Genomic DNA, 13,164 nt, shown 5'->3' on the forward strand with positions numbered 1-13,164 from the left:
GAGGAAAAGGAATTTTGCAAAGGTCTCAGGCCTGATGGTTTCCGTCGGTGCTTAGAAGGTTCAGCGTTGCAGCAGTTCGTCGGTAGCGGCTTGGGCGCGGTCGAGGATGTCTGCGGTGAGGTAGGCTTTGATTTGGGCGTAGGCCAAAGCCAGTACGGCGATGTCGTCGGTAAAGCCCAAGGGAACCAGAATATCGGGAATGCTGTCTATCGGGCTGAGGAAGTAAATCAGCGCGCCGGCAATAATCCATTTCGCCTTGGTCGGCGTGGCGGGGGAGCGGTAGAGGTAGTAGAGCGCGTATAGCTGCTTGACCACCGGCGCGCCGAGGCGGGCGGCGTAGCGGGCGATTTTGCGCAGCAGGCCGGGTTCGTCCAGTTTGCGGCGGCGGAAGGAGGGGATGTAGTCTTCTGGTGCGGATTGGTTCATTTCAGGCGGCCTTTCTTCTTGAAAAACAAACGGGCGTTTCCGTGGTGTCGAATACCGGAAAACACCCGCTATATGGTTTTCAGACGGCCTTATCTCAATACCCCTTTATGCAAAATCAGGTTAGGGCGCGCGGCGGATGAAGCGTTTGTCGAGCCTGATCAAATAAGCCAGCAGGAACGGGTTGCCGACGGCAACGGCTAGGTAGAGCAGGGTGATGCTGTCTGACAGGAACAGCAAAACCGCGCTGATGATGGCGGCGGCCACCATAAACAGGCCGTTGATGATGTTGTTGGCGGCGATGGCGTTGGCGCGGAATTCGTCGCTGCTGGCGGTTTGCAGCCAAGTGTAGAGCGGTACGGAGAAAAAGCCGCCGAAGAAGCCGATGGCAATCATGCAGGCCATAACGGGATAGGCGTAACCGTTGGACAGAAAGCCGAATATGCCTTGGAATTGTCCGGCTTGGTAGTGGTTGCCGTGGGTGAGCCATACCAGCAGGATGCCGGAGGCGGTCAGGCCGAGGGTGCCGACGCTGACCAGCCTGAGGTGCAGGCGGTGGCGGCTGAGTTTGCTGCACAATATCGAGCCTGCGGCAATGCCGATGGAAAACAGGGCGAGCATCAGGTTGAAGACATTGTCGTTGCCGCCGAGGTGTTTTTGCGTAAAGGTGGGCAGTTGGGTGGTATAAACCGCGCCAATCAGCCAAAACCATGAAATACCGATGATGGCGGTGTAGAGTTCGCGTTGGGCGAAAGTGTCTTTTAAAAGCTGCTTGGTGCTGCGGAAGATGTTGAGGTCTATCGGCTGGTGCGGGTTTTTCGCGCCGACATAGGGCATGAAGAAGGAAGTCAGCGTGCCGCCGACGGCGATCAGGATGACGAGGGTCATGACGATCCAATGCGGCGCACCGGCAACGACGGTGCCGATGATTTGACCGAACAGGATGGCGATGAAGGTGCCCGACTCGATCAGGCTGTTGCCCATCATCAGTTCGCCTTCTTCGAGGTAGTCGGGCAGGATGGCGTATTTCAACGGCCCGAACAGCGTGGACTGCGCGCCTATGCAGAACAGCATGGCCAAAAGCAATACGGACGACTGGATATAAAAACCGTAGGCCGCCACGCCCATGATGACGATTTCCAATATTTTGATGATGCGGGCGAAACGTGCTTTGTCGTAACGGGTGCTGAGTTGGCCGGAGATGGAGGAAAAGAGGAAATAGGGCAGGATGAACAGCAGCGCGCCGAGATTCAGCATTTGCGCGGGCGGCAGGATGCTGTTTTTTCCCAGGCCGTGATAGCTGATCATGACGAACAGGGCGGTTTTGAACAGGTTGTCGTTCAGCGCGCCTTGGAACTGTGTCCCGAACAGCGGGGCGAAGCGGCGGCTTTTGGCAAAGGAAAAATCGTTTGGTTTCATGGCTGTTCCTTGGTTTTAGTCGTCTGATTCGGCCGTATCCGCCTGTGTTTGTCCTGCCGGTTCGTGGTAGTTGTCGTCGTCCATCAGGATACGGTGGGCGGGGCCTTCGAGGTCGTCGAACTGGCCGGTTTTGCCCGACCACCAGAAGAAATAGATGATGACGGCGCCGAGAATCAGGCTGATGGGCACTAGGATGTACATGCTTTCCATAATCAAATCAATCCGGTCAAATCGTTGAGCAGGAAGGTTTTTTCAGACAGGGTAAGGTATTCGTTGCGGATTCTGCCTTCGATACCGCCATCGCCGCCATAAAGTGCGACATGGTCTTTTTCCGTTTGCCAGCGGCAGGCCGACCCGCTGTCGGTAAAGGGTTCGAGCAGGCGGGCGATGTCGGCGGGCGGCGGTGTTTCGCTTTGCAGTTTGACGAGGAACTGCCCCGATTGCGGCGGCTGTTCGCTTTCGTCGTCGGCGGTCATAATCAGGAAGCCGATGTGGCTGCCGTTGTCGGTGTGGAGGCTGAAATAATGCATGGCGGATAAACGTGGTGAGAAAGGAAGAGGCCGTCTGAAAAAGTAGAAATGTGTTTTCAGACGGCCTCAATCGCGGGTTACAGCAGTTCGAAGTCGATGCCGGCATTTTGTCCGCGCCGGCTCTTCAGTTGGATGGCCAAACGCAAATCGTTGGCGGAATCGGCATTTTTAATCGCTTCGGCATAGGAAATTTGGCCGCTTTCGAACAGTTCGTATAAGGCTTGGTCGAAGGTCTGCATACCGATGTCGGTGGATTTTTTCATGATGTCTTTGATGCCGTGCACCTCGCCGCGCAGGATGAGGTCGGAAATCAGCGGCGACTGTAACAGCACTTCCACTGCGGCCACGCGGCCTTTGCCGTTTTCTTTCGGAACCAGCCGTTGCGAAACAAAGGCTTGCAGGTTGAGCGAGAGGTCGGTCAGAAGTTGGGTGCGGCGTTCTTCGGGAAAAAAGTTGATGATGCGGTCGAGTGCCTGGTTGGAACTGTTGGCGTGCAGCGTGGCCATGCAGAGGTGGCCGGTTTCGGCGAAGGCTAGAGCGTATTCCATGGTTTCCTGATCGCGAATCTCGCCGATGAGGATGACGTCGGGCGCTTGGCGCAGGGTGTTTTTCAGGGCGGCGAACCAGTTGTCGGTGTCTACGCCGACTTCGCGCTGGGTAACGATGCAGTTTTTGTGCGGATGGACGAATTCGATCGGGTCTTCAATGGTGATGATGTGGCCGTAGCTGTTTTCGTTGCGGTAGTCGATCATGGCGGCCAGCGAAGTGGATTTGCCCGAGCCTGTGCCGCCGACGAAAATCACCAGCCCGCGTTTTTGCATGGAGACTTTTTTCAGCACTTCGGGCAGTTTCAGGTCGTCCATTTTCGGAATCACGCTGTTGATGATGCGGATGACGAGTGCCACCGCGCCGCGCTGAATCATGGCGTTGACACGGAAACGCGCTACGCCGTCGAGGCTGATGGCAAAGTTACATTCTTTGGTGTTTTCGAATTCTTCGCGCTGTTTTTCGGTCATGATGGCCTGGGCGATTGCGCCGCAGGTACCTGCCGTCAGCGGGCGGTCGCTGATGGGGGTCAGCTTGCCGTCAAGTTTGATGGCAGGCGGAAATTCGGCCGTGATGAAGAGGTCTGACGCTTTTTGTTCGTACATATAGCGCAGCCAGTTGAAGATGGTTTCTTTGATGCTCAGCGGCTCGGTTGGTTTTTGAGTTTGCATGATGTATTCCCTGTAATAATTGGTTTTCCGTCCGATAATCCGCCTGTTTTTCAGACGGCCTGAAAGATGGCGATTATACTGTGATTTGCGCGGTCGGTAGACGGTTTTTACCGTGTTCCATGCAGTAGGCCGTCTGAAAAAGCAGCCTGCACATTCAATCAATGCACGGCAAATCCGAATATTCGACTGCGCCGCCTGTTCGGTATAATCCGTGCAGGCTGCCATCAAAACGCAGTTTCAACGCAGCAAAACCACCAAGCCATAAGGAAACATCTATGAGCAAACAACACATCTACCGTGCCACCGTCGAATGGACGGGCAATTTGGGCAGCGGCACATCGTCCTACACCGCCTATTCGCGCGATTACACCGTCCAAATCACCGGCAAACCCGACCTGCTTGGCTCGTCCGCCCCTGCCTTTCGCGGCGACGAACACCGCCACAACCCCGAAGACATGCTGCTGGCCGCCGTTTCCGCCTGCCACAAACTCTGGTATCTGCACCTGTGCAGTACCGCCGGCATCACCGTAACCGCCTACACCGACCGCTCCGAAGCCGTGATGGACGAAGGCAGCCGCACGCAGCCGGGCAGGTTCGTCAAAGCCACACTACGCCCGCAGGTCACCATCACCCAAGCGCAGCACATCGAACAAGCCAAAGCCCTGCACCACGAAGCACATCGTTTGTGCTTTATCGCCAATTCGTTGAATTTCGAAGTAGAATGTGAGTGTGAGATTGTGGTGGAGTGAGGGCTGGTAAAACGCAGCTTATACCTGAATATTTAGGCTACCTGAAAGTTTCAGGTAGCCTGCAACAGTGTTTCCCCAATCGTGTGCAAACAAACGAAAGGCTACCTGAAAATATTTCGAACCGTTTTCAAGTAGCCTCTTAGTTGAAATGCGCCTTACCAACGCTTGAATATCAGCGAGGTATTTACGCCGCCGAAGGCGAAGTTGTTGTTCATCACATATTCGGTGTCGATGTGTCGGCCGGAGCCGGTGAGGTAGTCGGCTTCGCCGCAGTGGGGATCGATGTCGTTCAGGTTCAGCGTGGGGGCGAACCAGCCACTGCGCATCATTTCGATGGCAAACCAGGATTCGAGTGCGCCGCAAGCGCCGAGGGTGTGGCCGAGGTAGCTTTTTTGCGAGCTGATGGGAACGTGGCCGAACACGGCGGCGGTGGCTTGGGTTTCGGCGATGTCGCCCTGCTCGGTAGCGGTGCCGTGGCCGCTGACGTAGCCGACGGCGGAGGGCGGCAGGGCAGCATCTTCGAGGGCGAGTTCCATACAGCGTTGCATGGTGCGCATCTCGGGGCGGGTGATGTGGCTGCCGTCGCAGTTGGCGCCGTAGCCGACGATTTCGGCGATGATGTGCGCGCCGCGTGCTTGGGCGTGTTCCAATTCTTCCAGCACCATCATGCAGCCGCCTTCGCCGAGCACGAGGCCGTCGCGTGCGGCATCGTAGGGACGGGGGGTTAGTTCGGGCTCGTGGTTGCGGCGGCTGGCGGCGTAGAGGCTGTCGAACACGAAGGCTTCGGATGGGCAGAGCTGGTCTGCACCGCCGGCCAGCATCATGGGGATTTTGCCGTATTTGATGGCTTCGTAGGCATAGCCTATGCCCTGGCTGCCGGAGGTGCAGGCGCTGGAGGTGGGAATCAGGCGGCCGGTGAGGCCGAAGAAGATGGCCACGTTGGCGGCGGTGGTGTGCGGCATCATGCGCACATAGGTGTTGGCGTTGAAATTGTTGGGCTGGCGGGCGAGCAGCAGGCCGATGTCGAGCACGTCGGCAGTGCTGCCGCTGGAAGAACCGGCGGCCACACCCATGCTGCCGTTGCGAATAGCGGGGTCGCCGAGCAAACCTGCCTGTTTCAGTGCTTGTTCGGCGGCATCGGTGCAGTATTGCGCCAGCGGGCCCATGCTGCGCAACTGTTTGCGCGTCCAATGTGCGGGCGGCGCATAGGCGGGCAGCGGTGCGCCGAGGCGGGTTTCCATTTCGGGGAAGGCATCCCACGCCTCCATGTGGCGCACGGCGTTTTTGCCTGCGCGGAAAGCGGCTTCGATTTCGTGCCACTCGCGGCCGAAGGCGCACACCGCGCCCACGCCGGTAATCACCACCCGTTTTGTTTTCATCAACACAATCCTCCGTTTACCGCAATCACCTGCCGCGTGATGTAGGCGGCGTGTTCGCTCATTAAAAAGCGCACGGCATGTGCCACTTCTTCAGGCAGCCCCATGCGCTGCGCCGGAATGGCTTTCAAAATTTCCTCTACCGGCACGTTTTCGTCCAGAATTTCCGTATCAATCAGGCCGGGGGCGACGCAGTTTACCGTAATCTTGCGTTTGGCCAGCTCCACCGCCAAAGCTTTGGCCGCGCCAATCAGTCCCGCCTTCGACGCGCTGTAGTTCACCTGCCCGCGGTTGCCGATCAGGCCGGATACGGAGGCCATGCACACAATCCGCCCCGGCGCGCGGCGGCGGATCATCGGCATGATGAGCGGGTGCAGCACGTTGTAGAAGCCGTCCAGATTGGTGCGCAATACGCGGTCCCAATCCTCGTCTTCCAGCGCGGGGAAGGCATTGTCGCGCGTCAGCCCCGCATTCAGCACCACGCCGTAATACGCGCCATGCGCTTCGATATCCGCTTCCAACACGCGGCGGCATTCGGTGCGGTCAGCCACGTCAAACTGCAACACCCGCGCCTGTCGCCCTAACGAACGGATTTGTTCCGCCACCGCTTCGGCGTCCGCCATGCGGCTGCGGCCGTGCACCACAATGTCGAAGCCGTCTTGTGCCAAGGCCAAAGCGGCCGCACGGCCGATGCCGCGGGTGGAGCCGGTGATGAGGATGGTTTGGGTCATGATGAGGTTCCTTTGATATGGGTTGGCGGCGGCCTGAAAACAAAGCGCGGCAAAGTTTCCACCAAGCTGAAGTTTTGGGCTGTGTTTGGATGGGATGCGCAGCACGCGGATTGTACCTGCGAACCGGATTTGTCGGAATGGCTAGGCGGCTATTTTGGCATTTCGTTGCCGTTTCATGTTTGGATGGCATTGAAATCCTGTTTTCAGGTAGCCTGTGGTGGCTTGAGGCCGTCTGAAAGCCGATTATCCGTATCACTATCCCGCCGTTTTTTACTTTCTATTTCTGCCCAAACACCTCGTCATGAAATTTTTCCGGCAGCCCAATATTTCTGACTTGGTGTATTGCTTGCAGCCGGTGCAGGGCAGATATGTCGTTCAGGCTGCGGGCATAGCTGATGTCGATTGTTTCCAAGGCGGTGAGGTTTTCGATGCCGTTTAATGTGCACACGGAGGGGCGCACCAGTAATAAATCTTTCAGCCGCGTCAGGTTTTGGAATTCAGTTAAGTCTTTGCCTTTGTAAGACCATAGGTATAAACGCTCCAAGCGGGTGCATTGCCCGATATTTCGGTTTTTTTTGTTGTAGTCCAGCCTTAAGTCTTTGAGCGCGGGCAGTTGGGAGAGGTCGATGTCGATTGGCTGTCCGATAACCAGGGTGTCCAATTGCTCGAAGCGGTATAGGGCATCCGTATTGATGAATTCGGGCGACTCAAGATCGTGTTCGATTTGGAGGTGCGGCAGTTCGGGATAAGCGGCCAAATCGGCAAAATCCACCACGGCGTGTTTCGGCGCGGGTGGCGGGTTGATGGCAACAGTCGGCCGGCTCAAAATCCGAATGCCGCAACGGTAACGCTTGACCTGCCGCATGGCGGTACGGATAAATGCGGGCTGGACTTCGATGCAGTTGATGTTTTTATTGTAGAAATACGTTTCCATAGGCGTGCTCCGGTGCGGGGTGGAGTAGGCATGTTGGCAAGTATGGGTTCAGGTAGCCTTGGAGAGTTTTGAGGCCGTCTGAAAGAGTGGATACGGCAGTGCCAACGGCGGGCTTCAAGCCCGCTTTGCTTCATTCATCGTTTAGCTTCGTAGGAGATTATGCTTTCAGGTAGCCTTTCAGACGGCCTCAAGGCTGCCTGAAACTTATCTGCCCAAAATCGTGTCCAAAGCCTCGCGGTTGGTGGGGCTGAATACATTGAGTGCGCCGGAGAGGAGCAGTGTGCCGGAGGCGAGGTCGTCGCGGCCCGGGGGCGGGGTGCGGCAGGCGAGGGTGCAGTCGAACACGCCCATATTGGTGGCGTTGTCTTGCCAAGAAAGGGTGATTTGTACGTCGAGCACGGTGCCGACGGGGATTTCGGGGCGGGCGAAGTGGAGTTTGCGGGTGCCGAGCAGGAAGCCGAGCTGCACGGGGCGGCCGGCATCCAGCGCGTGCGCACCTGCCCATGCGCCCACGCCTTGTGCCATGATTTCGAGGCCGAGCCAGCCGGGCAGGGCGTTTGCGCCGTCGGGGAGCAGGATGCAGTCGGGCCGGATGGTGCAGACGGCGTGCAGGTTGTTGTCGTCGTAGGATAAAACTTCGTCCAGCAGCACCATGCGGCCGCTGTGCGGCAGGAGGGCGGCGGGTTGTTTAATCGGACATTGGGGCATGGTCTTCTCCGATGATGAGGACGCTGTTGTTGCCGCCGAAGGCAAACGACGAACTCGCGCCGATGCGCCGCCCTTGCGGCCACCGGCTGCCTGAAACGGTGAGCGCGATTGAGGGCAGTTCGGGGTCGGCATGGCCGTCCCACAGTTGGGGCGGCAGGCTGCCTTCGGGATTGTCGCGTCGGCTGGCGATGCCCCATACGAAGGCCGCTTCGAGTGCGCCGGCTGCGCCGAGGGTGTGGCCGGTGAGCGGTTTGGTGGAAGTGGCGGCGGTGTGGCTGCCGAACACTTCGGCCACGGCGCGGCTTTCCATGCCGTCGTTGAGCAGCGTGCCGGTGCCGTGCAGGTTGATCCAGCCGATGCTTTCGGGCGGCAATCCCGCGTGTTTTAAGGCTACCTGAAAAGCCTGCGCCGCGCCGAGGCCGTCGGGGCGGGGGGAAGACATATGGTGCGCGTCGCTGCTCGCGCCGTAGCCCAAGAGCGGCAGGGCGTCGCCGTCGTCTTCGCGGGTCATCACGAATACGGCGGCGGCTTCGCCGATGTTGATGCCGTTGCGGTTGCGCGAAAACGGGTTGGAAATGCCGTCTGAAAGCACTTCCAGCGAGGCGAAACCGTTGATGGTGAGCGGCGAGAGCGTGTCCACGCCGCCGCACAATACCGCGTCGCACGCGCCCAGCCGCAGCAGCCGTGCCGCGCTGATGAGCGCCCGCGCGCCGGACGTGCAGGCGGTGGACACGCCGTAGCACGCACCCCGCAGGCCGTACACCGCCGCGGCAAAATCGGCGGGCGAGGAAAGCAGTTGCGCCTGCTGCTTGAACGGAATGTCCGCCCAGCCGCCGCCGTTTGCAACGTGTTGGAACAGCGGGATATTTTCGTCCGCACCGCCCACCGATGTGCCGATGACCACGCCGATTCTGTCCGCGCCGTAGCGGCTGAGGGCTGCCTGAATCTGCGGCTCGATTTGCGCCAAAGCGTCCCACAGCAATTGATTGTTGCGGCTGCGGTGTTCGGCGGGCAGGTTGTCGGGAAACGGACGCAGCGGCCGGTTTACCGCGCCGAAAGCACGGTTTTTTCCCTTCACCCATTCGGTAGAAAACGTGAGCGGGCTGTTTTCAGACGGCCTCAACAGGCCATTCAAATGCTCCGCCAAACCGCTGCCCAAAGCCGACACCAAACCCGGCCGGCCGAGGTATGCCCGTGCCTTATTCATCGCTCTCTCCCAAAGGTGTCAGCCGCCATTTCGCCCCGCCGCCCTCCAACTCGCGCGGCCGGCCGTCTGAAAAACCGTTTTCCAACAGCGGGAACATCGCCGTGAACACCGCCTGCGCGGCATGGTTCGGCGGCACAAAGCCGTCGCGCCGCCAGCCGCTTTTCGTGGCCAGCAAACGCGCCAGCGGCGCACCGAACGCATCGGTCTGAATCCAGCGCGACTGCCCGCCCGCCTCGCTCTGCACCACCAACAGCGACACCTGCTCCGCCGCACCGGTTTCATCCAGCCGCTCCAGCTTGAAACGGCGGCTCTCGCCCGCCGCCAAATGCGGCAAATCCTGCGGCGCGAAGGCTGTGCCGCAGGCGGCAAGCAGCAGCGCGGCAACGATGGGGACGAGAAGCTTGGGGAAGGTCATTTCAGGCAGCCTTTGCGGAATGGGAATGGGGTGTGATTATAGACGAAGCGGGGCGGGCGTGGATTGTCGGGGAAGAATGTCTTGATGGCGGGCTTTCAGACGGCCTTCTACAAAAAGGTCGTCTGAAAGTATAGTCTGTATGAAGTAGGGGTCGGGTTTTCGTCAAGCAAAAGCATATTTTTCTGAAAGTTTAATGTAATTAAAACAAATGGAAAGCAGAGGGGCGGCGCGGTGGCGGTACCCTTGTTTCAGGCTTGTTTGTTTGGTGCTTTGGGATTACGCCGTTTTGCCGATAAGTGTATTTCCCCTTCGCCGATAAAATAGAAAGGTTAATTTAATTTAATCTATGAAAAGGAAAGGTGAAGAAATGAACCGTTCGGGATTTCGCATGAGCCTGATTGCTTCCATGCTGTTGGGCACACATGCGGTGGCGGCTGCCGATGAAGTTGAAGTGTCGGGGGCATTGGAAGATGTTCATGTGCAGGCGGCAAACCGCAGTACGCGTACCGAAAACCGTGATTCGTTCACCACTTCCGCCATGCGTACCACCACGGGTTTGGCTTTGTCACCCAGGGAAACGCCGCAGTCGGTCAGCGTCATTACCAAAACCCAGATTGAAGGTCAGGGCATTACCCGTTTGGAAGACGCGCTGAAGGCCACTACGGGCGTTACCGTTGTGCGCGATTCCGACCGCTCGCGCTTCATGTCGCGCGGTTTCTATATCGACCAAATAGAAGAGGACGGCATTTCTTCCGATGTTTCCAGCTATGTGGGCGAAACCATTCTCAATGCCGAGAGCCAGACCGATTTGTCGGTGTACGACCACATCGAAGTGGTGCGCGGTGCCACCGGTTTGACGCAGGCCAACGGCGAGCCGGGCGGAACCATCAATGCGGTACGCAAACGGCCGATTTCCGTACGGCAGATACAAGGCAGCGTGAGTGCGGGGCGTTTCGACACTTACCGCGGCGAATTGGATGTTTCCGACAGCCTAAACAGCAGCCGCACAGTACGCGGCCGTCTGTCGGGCGCATGGGAAAAGGCTGGCTCTTTTATCGACCGCGTCAATAGCCGGCAAAACGTGGTGTACGGCGTGCTTGATTTCGATTTGGGCGAAAAGGCTGTGTGGACGGTGGGCAGCCTGTATCAAAACCGCCATGCGGTGCCGGATGTGTACGGCCTGCCTGCGGGCAGCGAGGATCATCCGCTGCATCTGCCGCGCAATGCTTATTCCGGTGCGCCGTGGAACAACAGCCGCTTCACCAAATTCAATTTATTTTCGGAGCTGCGGTACGATTTCAACGATGACTGGCGGGCTGTCGGCTTGGTCGATTATCGTCGCGATACCGCATTTAGAGAGTATGCCGCGCTCAGCAGCGGGCCGAGTTGGCAAAACAGCAGCGGCACCATTTGGGGCAGCGGCAACCGCCTTGCCGACAACAAAACCGCGCAATGGACGGCGCAAGGCAAGCTGACTGGCCGCTTTGAGGCATTGGGACGCCGGCACGACGTGTTTGCCACATACAGTTACAACAAACGGCGTACCGATTCCGAAACCATGCAGCATTGGAATCTGTGGGCAGACCCGTCCGACTCTTGGAATCAGTTTTGCGCATCGCGCGGCTGGCCGAACTGGTGCGACCCTAACTTGAGCCGAGATTTTCCGCTGGAGCCGTTTGACGGTTCCGTTATCCCTCGCCCCGATTGGAGCAAACTGGCCGATCTGGATTACCGCTTCAACTCCATCCGCCGACATACCGATGAGCATACCCGTTCTCATGCCGTCAGTGCCGGCATCCGCTTCAACCCGACCGACAAACTGCACTTGCTGGCCGGTTTCCGCTACACCCGTTGGCGTTATCGGCAAAACACCGATGACATAATCGACCCGGCCAATCCTGTCTCATTGGAGAGCATGGCACGCCGCATCAACCGCAACCGTTTCGTACCCTATTTGGGCATTACATGGGATATAACGCCGCATCACAGCCTGTATGCCAGCTACACCTCGATTTTCAAACCGCAGCTCGAATATAAAGATGCCAGTGGCAATGATTTACCACCTGTTATCGGCACCAACTACGAAATCGGCTGGAAATCCGCTTGGAACAACAATCGCTTGAACACCGCCGTCGCCTTGTTCCAAATCGACCAGAAAAACCGCGCCGTTTATGGCGGTGACGACGGCATGGGCAACGGCTACTATATCAACACCGGCCGCGTGGTCAGCCGAGGCTTAGATGCGGAAATTTCCGGCAATCTGACCGATAACTGGAAACTGTTTGCCGGCTACACCTACAACGACAGCAAATACCGCAACGGTGATGAACACAACGAAGACGGGCAAAGATTCAGTCAGCACACACCGCGCAATATTTTCCGGCTTTACACCAACTATCGTTTGCCGGGTGCTGCCAACCGTTGGAGCATAGGTGTGGGTATGAGCACGCAAAGCCGTACCGGCAATCTGTATAACCAGCCCAACCTCAAGCAGGGCGGCTACACCTTGTGGCATGCCGATGTGCAATACGCGCCGACCGACCGAATCCGTTTTAGCCTGATAGGTAACAACCTGACAGACAAACGTTATTTTGAAAACAATGCCAACCGCAGCAATGGCGCTTACAATTTTTACGGTATGCCGCGCAATATCATGTTCAAATTGAACTGGCGGCTGTAATCCCCTTAAGCGGTAATCGGCAGGAGCAGGCCGGATGACAAAATCCTACCTGTACCTGCCGATTTTTTGTTTTCAGACGGCCTTCTACAAAAAGGCCGTCTGAAAACGGCCGATGATTACTTATCCAGCCGCTTCAATTGCTTGGCGGCATATTTGTTGCCTGCCTCGGCGGCACGGCGGTAGTAGCGGACGGCTTTTTTCAGACGGCCTGCGTCTTCATAGAGACCGCCGAGGTTTGATAATGCAATGATGCTGCCCGCGCGGGCGGCGAGTTTGTACCATTTTTTCGCCAGTTTTTTGCTGCGGCGCACGCCTTTGCCGTCGTGGTAGAGGACGCCTATGTTATTGCAGGCGGTTTCATCCGCTTGTAGGGCGGCGCGGGCGGACCATTTGTAGGCTTTGGCATAGCTTCGGGGCAGACCGAGACCTTTATCGTATAGGTAACCGAGGGCGCGTTGGGCTTCGGCGCAACCCGCTTTGGCTGCTTTGCGGTAAAGCAAGCAGGCTGTCTTAATGTCTTTTTTGCCGCCGAGGCCGCGCTCGTGTAGCCAGCCGAGGCGGTAGGCTGCATAGGCTGTATCGGGGTTTGTGCTACCGTATTGCTTAAAGGCGCGTGCATACCATTTGCGGGCGCGGCGGTAGTCGGGCTTTTCTGCAAATTCGTATAGGCGGCCGCGTGATTCCTGTGCTTCGGCGTGGCCGAGTTTGGCGGCACGGCGGTAATATTTTTCGGCTTTTTCGCAGTTTGAGACCTTTGCAAAATCCCCCCCAAATC

General features: G+C 57.8%; 14 protein-coding genes. 2 read left to right on the forward strand and 12 right to left on the reverse strand.

The genetic code is table 11. The features are described from left to right. Positions 1 to 60 precede the first annotated feature (60 nt). The 5 genes from HMPREF3107_RS02275 to HMPREF3107_RS02295 all read right to left on the reverse strand — a co-directional run bounded on the left by HMPREF3107_RS02275 (position 61) and on the right by HMPREF3107_RS02295 (position 3,589). A complete protein-coding gene (locus HMPREF3107_RS02275; RefSeq protein ID WP_070452924.1) occupies positions 61 to 426 on the reverse strand; it encodes a YkvA family protein in 366 nt (121 codons plus the stop codon). Positions 427 to 546: 120 nt separating this feature from the next. Continuing rightward, on the reverse strand, positions 547 to 1,842 hold the full coding sequence (locus HMPREF3107_RS02280) for an MFS transporter (RefSeq protein WP_070452927.1): 1,296 nt from the start codon (positions 1,840 to 1,842) through the stop codon (positions 547 to 549). 15 nt (positions 1,843 to 1,857) lie between these two features. After that, positions 1,858 to 2,052 carry a cbb3-type cytochrome oxidase assembly protein CcoS gene (gene ccoS / locus HMPREF3107_RS02285; RefSeq protein ID WP_003773124.1) on the reverse strand — a complete coding sequence of 65 codons (195 nt, stop codon included), beginning with the start codon at positions 2,050 to 2,052 and terminating at the stop codon, positions 1,858 to 1,860. Positions 2,053 to 2,054: 2 nt separating this feature from the next. Continuing rightward, the gene (locus tag HMPREF3107_RS02290; RefSeq protein WP_070452930.1) at positions 2,055 to 2,372 is read right to left on the reverse strand and encodes an HLGFF motif protein; all 318 of its coding nucleotides are present in this window, start codon (positions 2,370 to 2,372) and stop codon (positions 2,055 to 2,057) included. Between the two features lie 77 nt (positions 2,373 to 2,449). Next, entirely contained in the window at positions 2,450 to 3,589 is a 1,140-nt protein-coding gene (locus HMPREF3107_RS02295) for a PilT/PilU family type 4a pilus ATPase (protein ID WP_003773128.1), read from the reverse strand. Positions 3,590 to 3,864: 275 nt separating this feature from the next. Between HMPREF3107_RS02295 and HMPREF3107_RS02300 the strand changes: the two genes are divergently transcribed. After that, positions 3,865 to 4,338 (forward strand): OsmC family protein, encoded by a 474-nt coding sequence (locus HMPREF3107_RS02300; RefSeq protein ID WP_070452933.1) that lies wholly within the window; start codon positions 3,865 to 3,867, stop codon positions 4,336 to 4,338. A gap of 155 nt (positions 4,339 to 4,493) precedes the next feature. Here HMPREF3107_RS02300 and HMPREF3107_RS02305 read toward each other — a convergent pair whose 3' ends face one another. From HMPREF3107_RS02305 to HMPREF3107_RS02330, 6 genes are all read right to left on the reverse strand, one after another. Continuing rightward, positions 4,494 to 5,717 carry a beta-ketoacyl-ACP synthase gene (locus tag HMPREF3107_RS02305; RefSeq protein ID WP_070452936.1) on the reverse strand — a complete coding sequence of 408 codons (1,224 nt, stop codon included), beginning with the start codon at positions 5,715 to 5,717 and terminating at the stop codon, positions 4,494 to 4,496. Next, positions 5,717 to 6,445: a 3-oxoacyl-ACP reductase FabG gene (fabG, locus tag HMPREF3107_RS02310; RefSeq protein ID WP_070452940.1), complete on the reverse strand. Its 729-nt coding sequence runs from the start codon at positions 6,443 to 6,445 to the stop codon at positions 5,717 to 5,719. Before fabG ends, HMPREF3107_RS02305 begins: the two co-directional genes overlap by 1 nt. A gap of 277 nt (positions 6,446 to 6,722) precedes the next feature. Continuing rightward, positions 6,723 to 7,379 carry a leucine-rich repeat domain-containing protein gene (locus HMPREF3107_RS02315; RefSeq protein ID WP_070452943.1) on the reverse strand — a complete coding sequence of 219 codons (657 nt, stop codon included), beginning with the start codon at positions 7,377 to 7,379 and terminating at the stop codon, positions 6,723 to 6,725. Between the two features lie 204 nt (positions 7,380 to 7,583). Then, complete coding sequence (locus HMPREF3107_RS02320; protein ID WP_070452946.1) at positions 7,584 to 8,087, reverse strand: hotdog family protein; 504 nt, start codon at positions 8,085 to 8,087, stop codon at positions 7,584 to 7,586. Next, positions 8,068 to 9,294, reverse strand: coding sequence for a beta-ketoacyl-ACP synthase (locus HMPREF3107_RS02325; protein ID WP_070452948.1), 1,227 nt, complete (start codon positions 9,292 to 9,294; stop codon positions 8,068 to 8,070). The genes HMPREF3107_RS02320 and HMPREF3107_RS02325 overlap by 20 nt, the downstream gene beginning before the upstream one ends. Then, positions 9,287 to 9,709: a hypothetical protein gene (locus HMPREF3107_RS02330; protein ID WP_070452957.1), complete on the reverse strand. Its 423-nt coding sequence runs from the start codon at positions 9,707 to 9,709 to the stop codon at positions 9,287 to 9,289. Before HMPREF3107_RS02330 ends, HMPREF3107_RS02325 begins: the two co-directional genes overlap by 8 nt. 367 nt (positions 9,710 to 10,076) lie before the next feature. On the opposite strand from HMPREF3107_RS02330, the gene HMPREF3107_RS02335 reads away from it, so the two are divergent. Beyond that, positions 10,077 to 12,389, forward strand: a complete 2,313-nt coding sequence (locus HMPREF3107_RS02335) for a TonB-dependent siderophore receptor (RefSeq protein ID WP_070452960.1) — start codon at positions 10,077 to 10,079, stop codon at positions 12,387 to 12,389. Positions 12,390 to 12,505: 116 nt separating this feature from the next. Here the strand turns inward: HMPREF3107_RS02335 and HMPREF3107_RS02340 are convergent. Further along, a partial coding sequence (locus HMPREF3107_RS02340) for a tetratricopeptide repeat protein (protein WP_070452963.1) occupies positions 12,506 to 13,164 on the reverse strand: 659 nt, incomplete at its 5' end.

The organism is Neisseria sp. HMSC31F04 (assembly GCF_001807735.1).
GTDB classification, from domain to species: domain Bacteria; phylum Pseudomonadota; class Gammaproteobacteria; order Burkholderiales; family Neisseriaceae; genus Neisseria; species Neisseria elongata.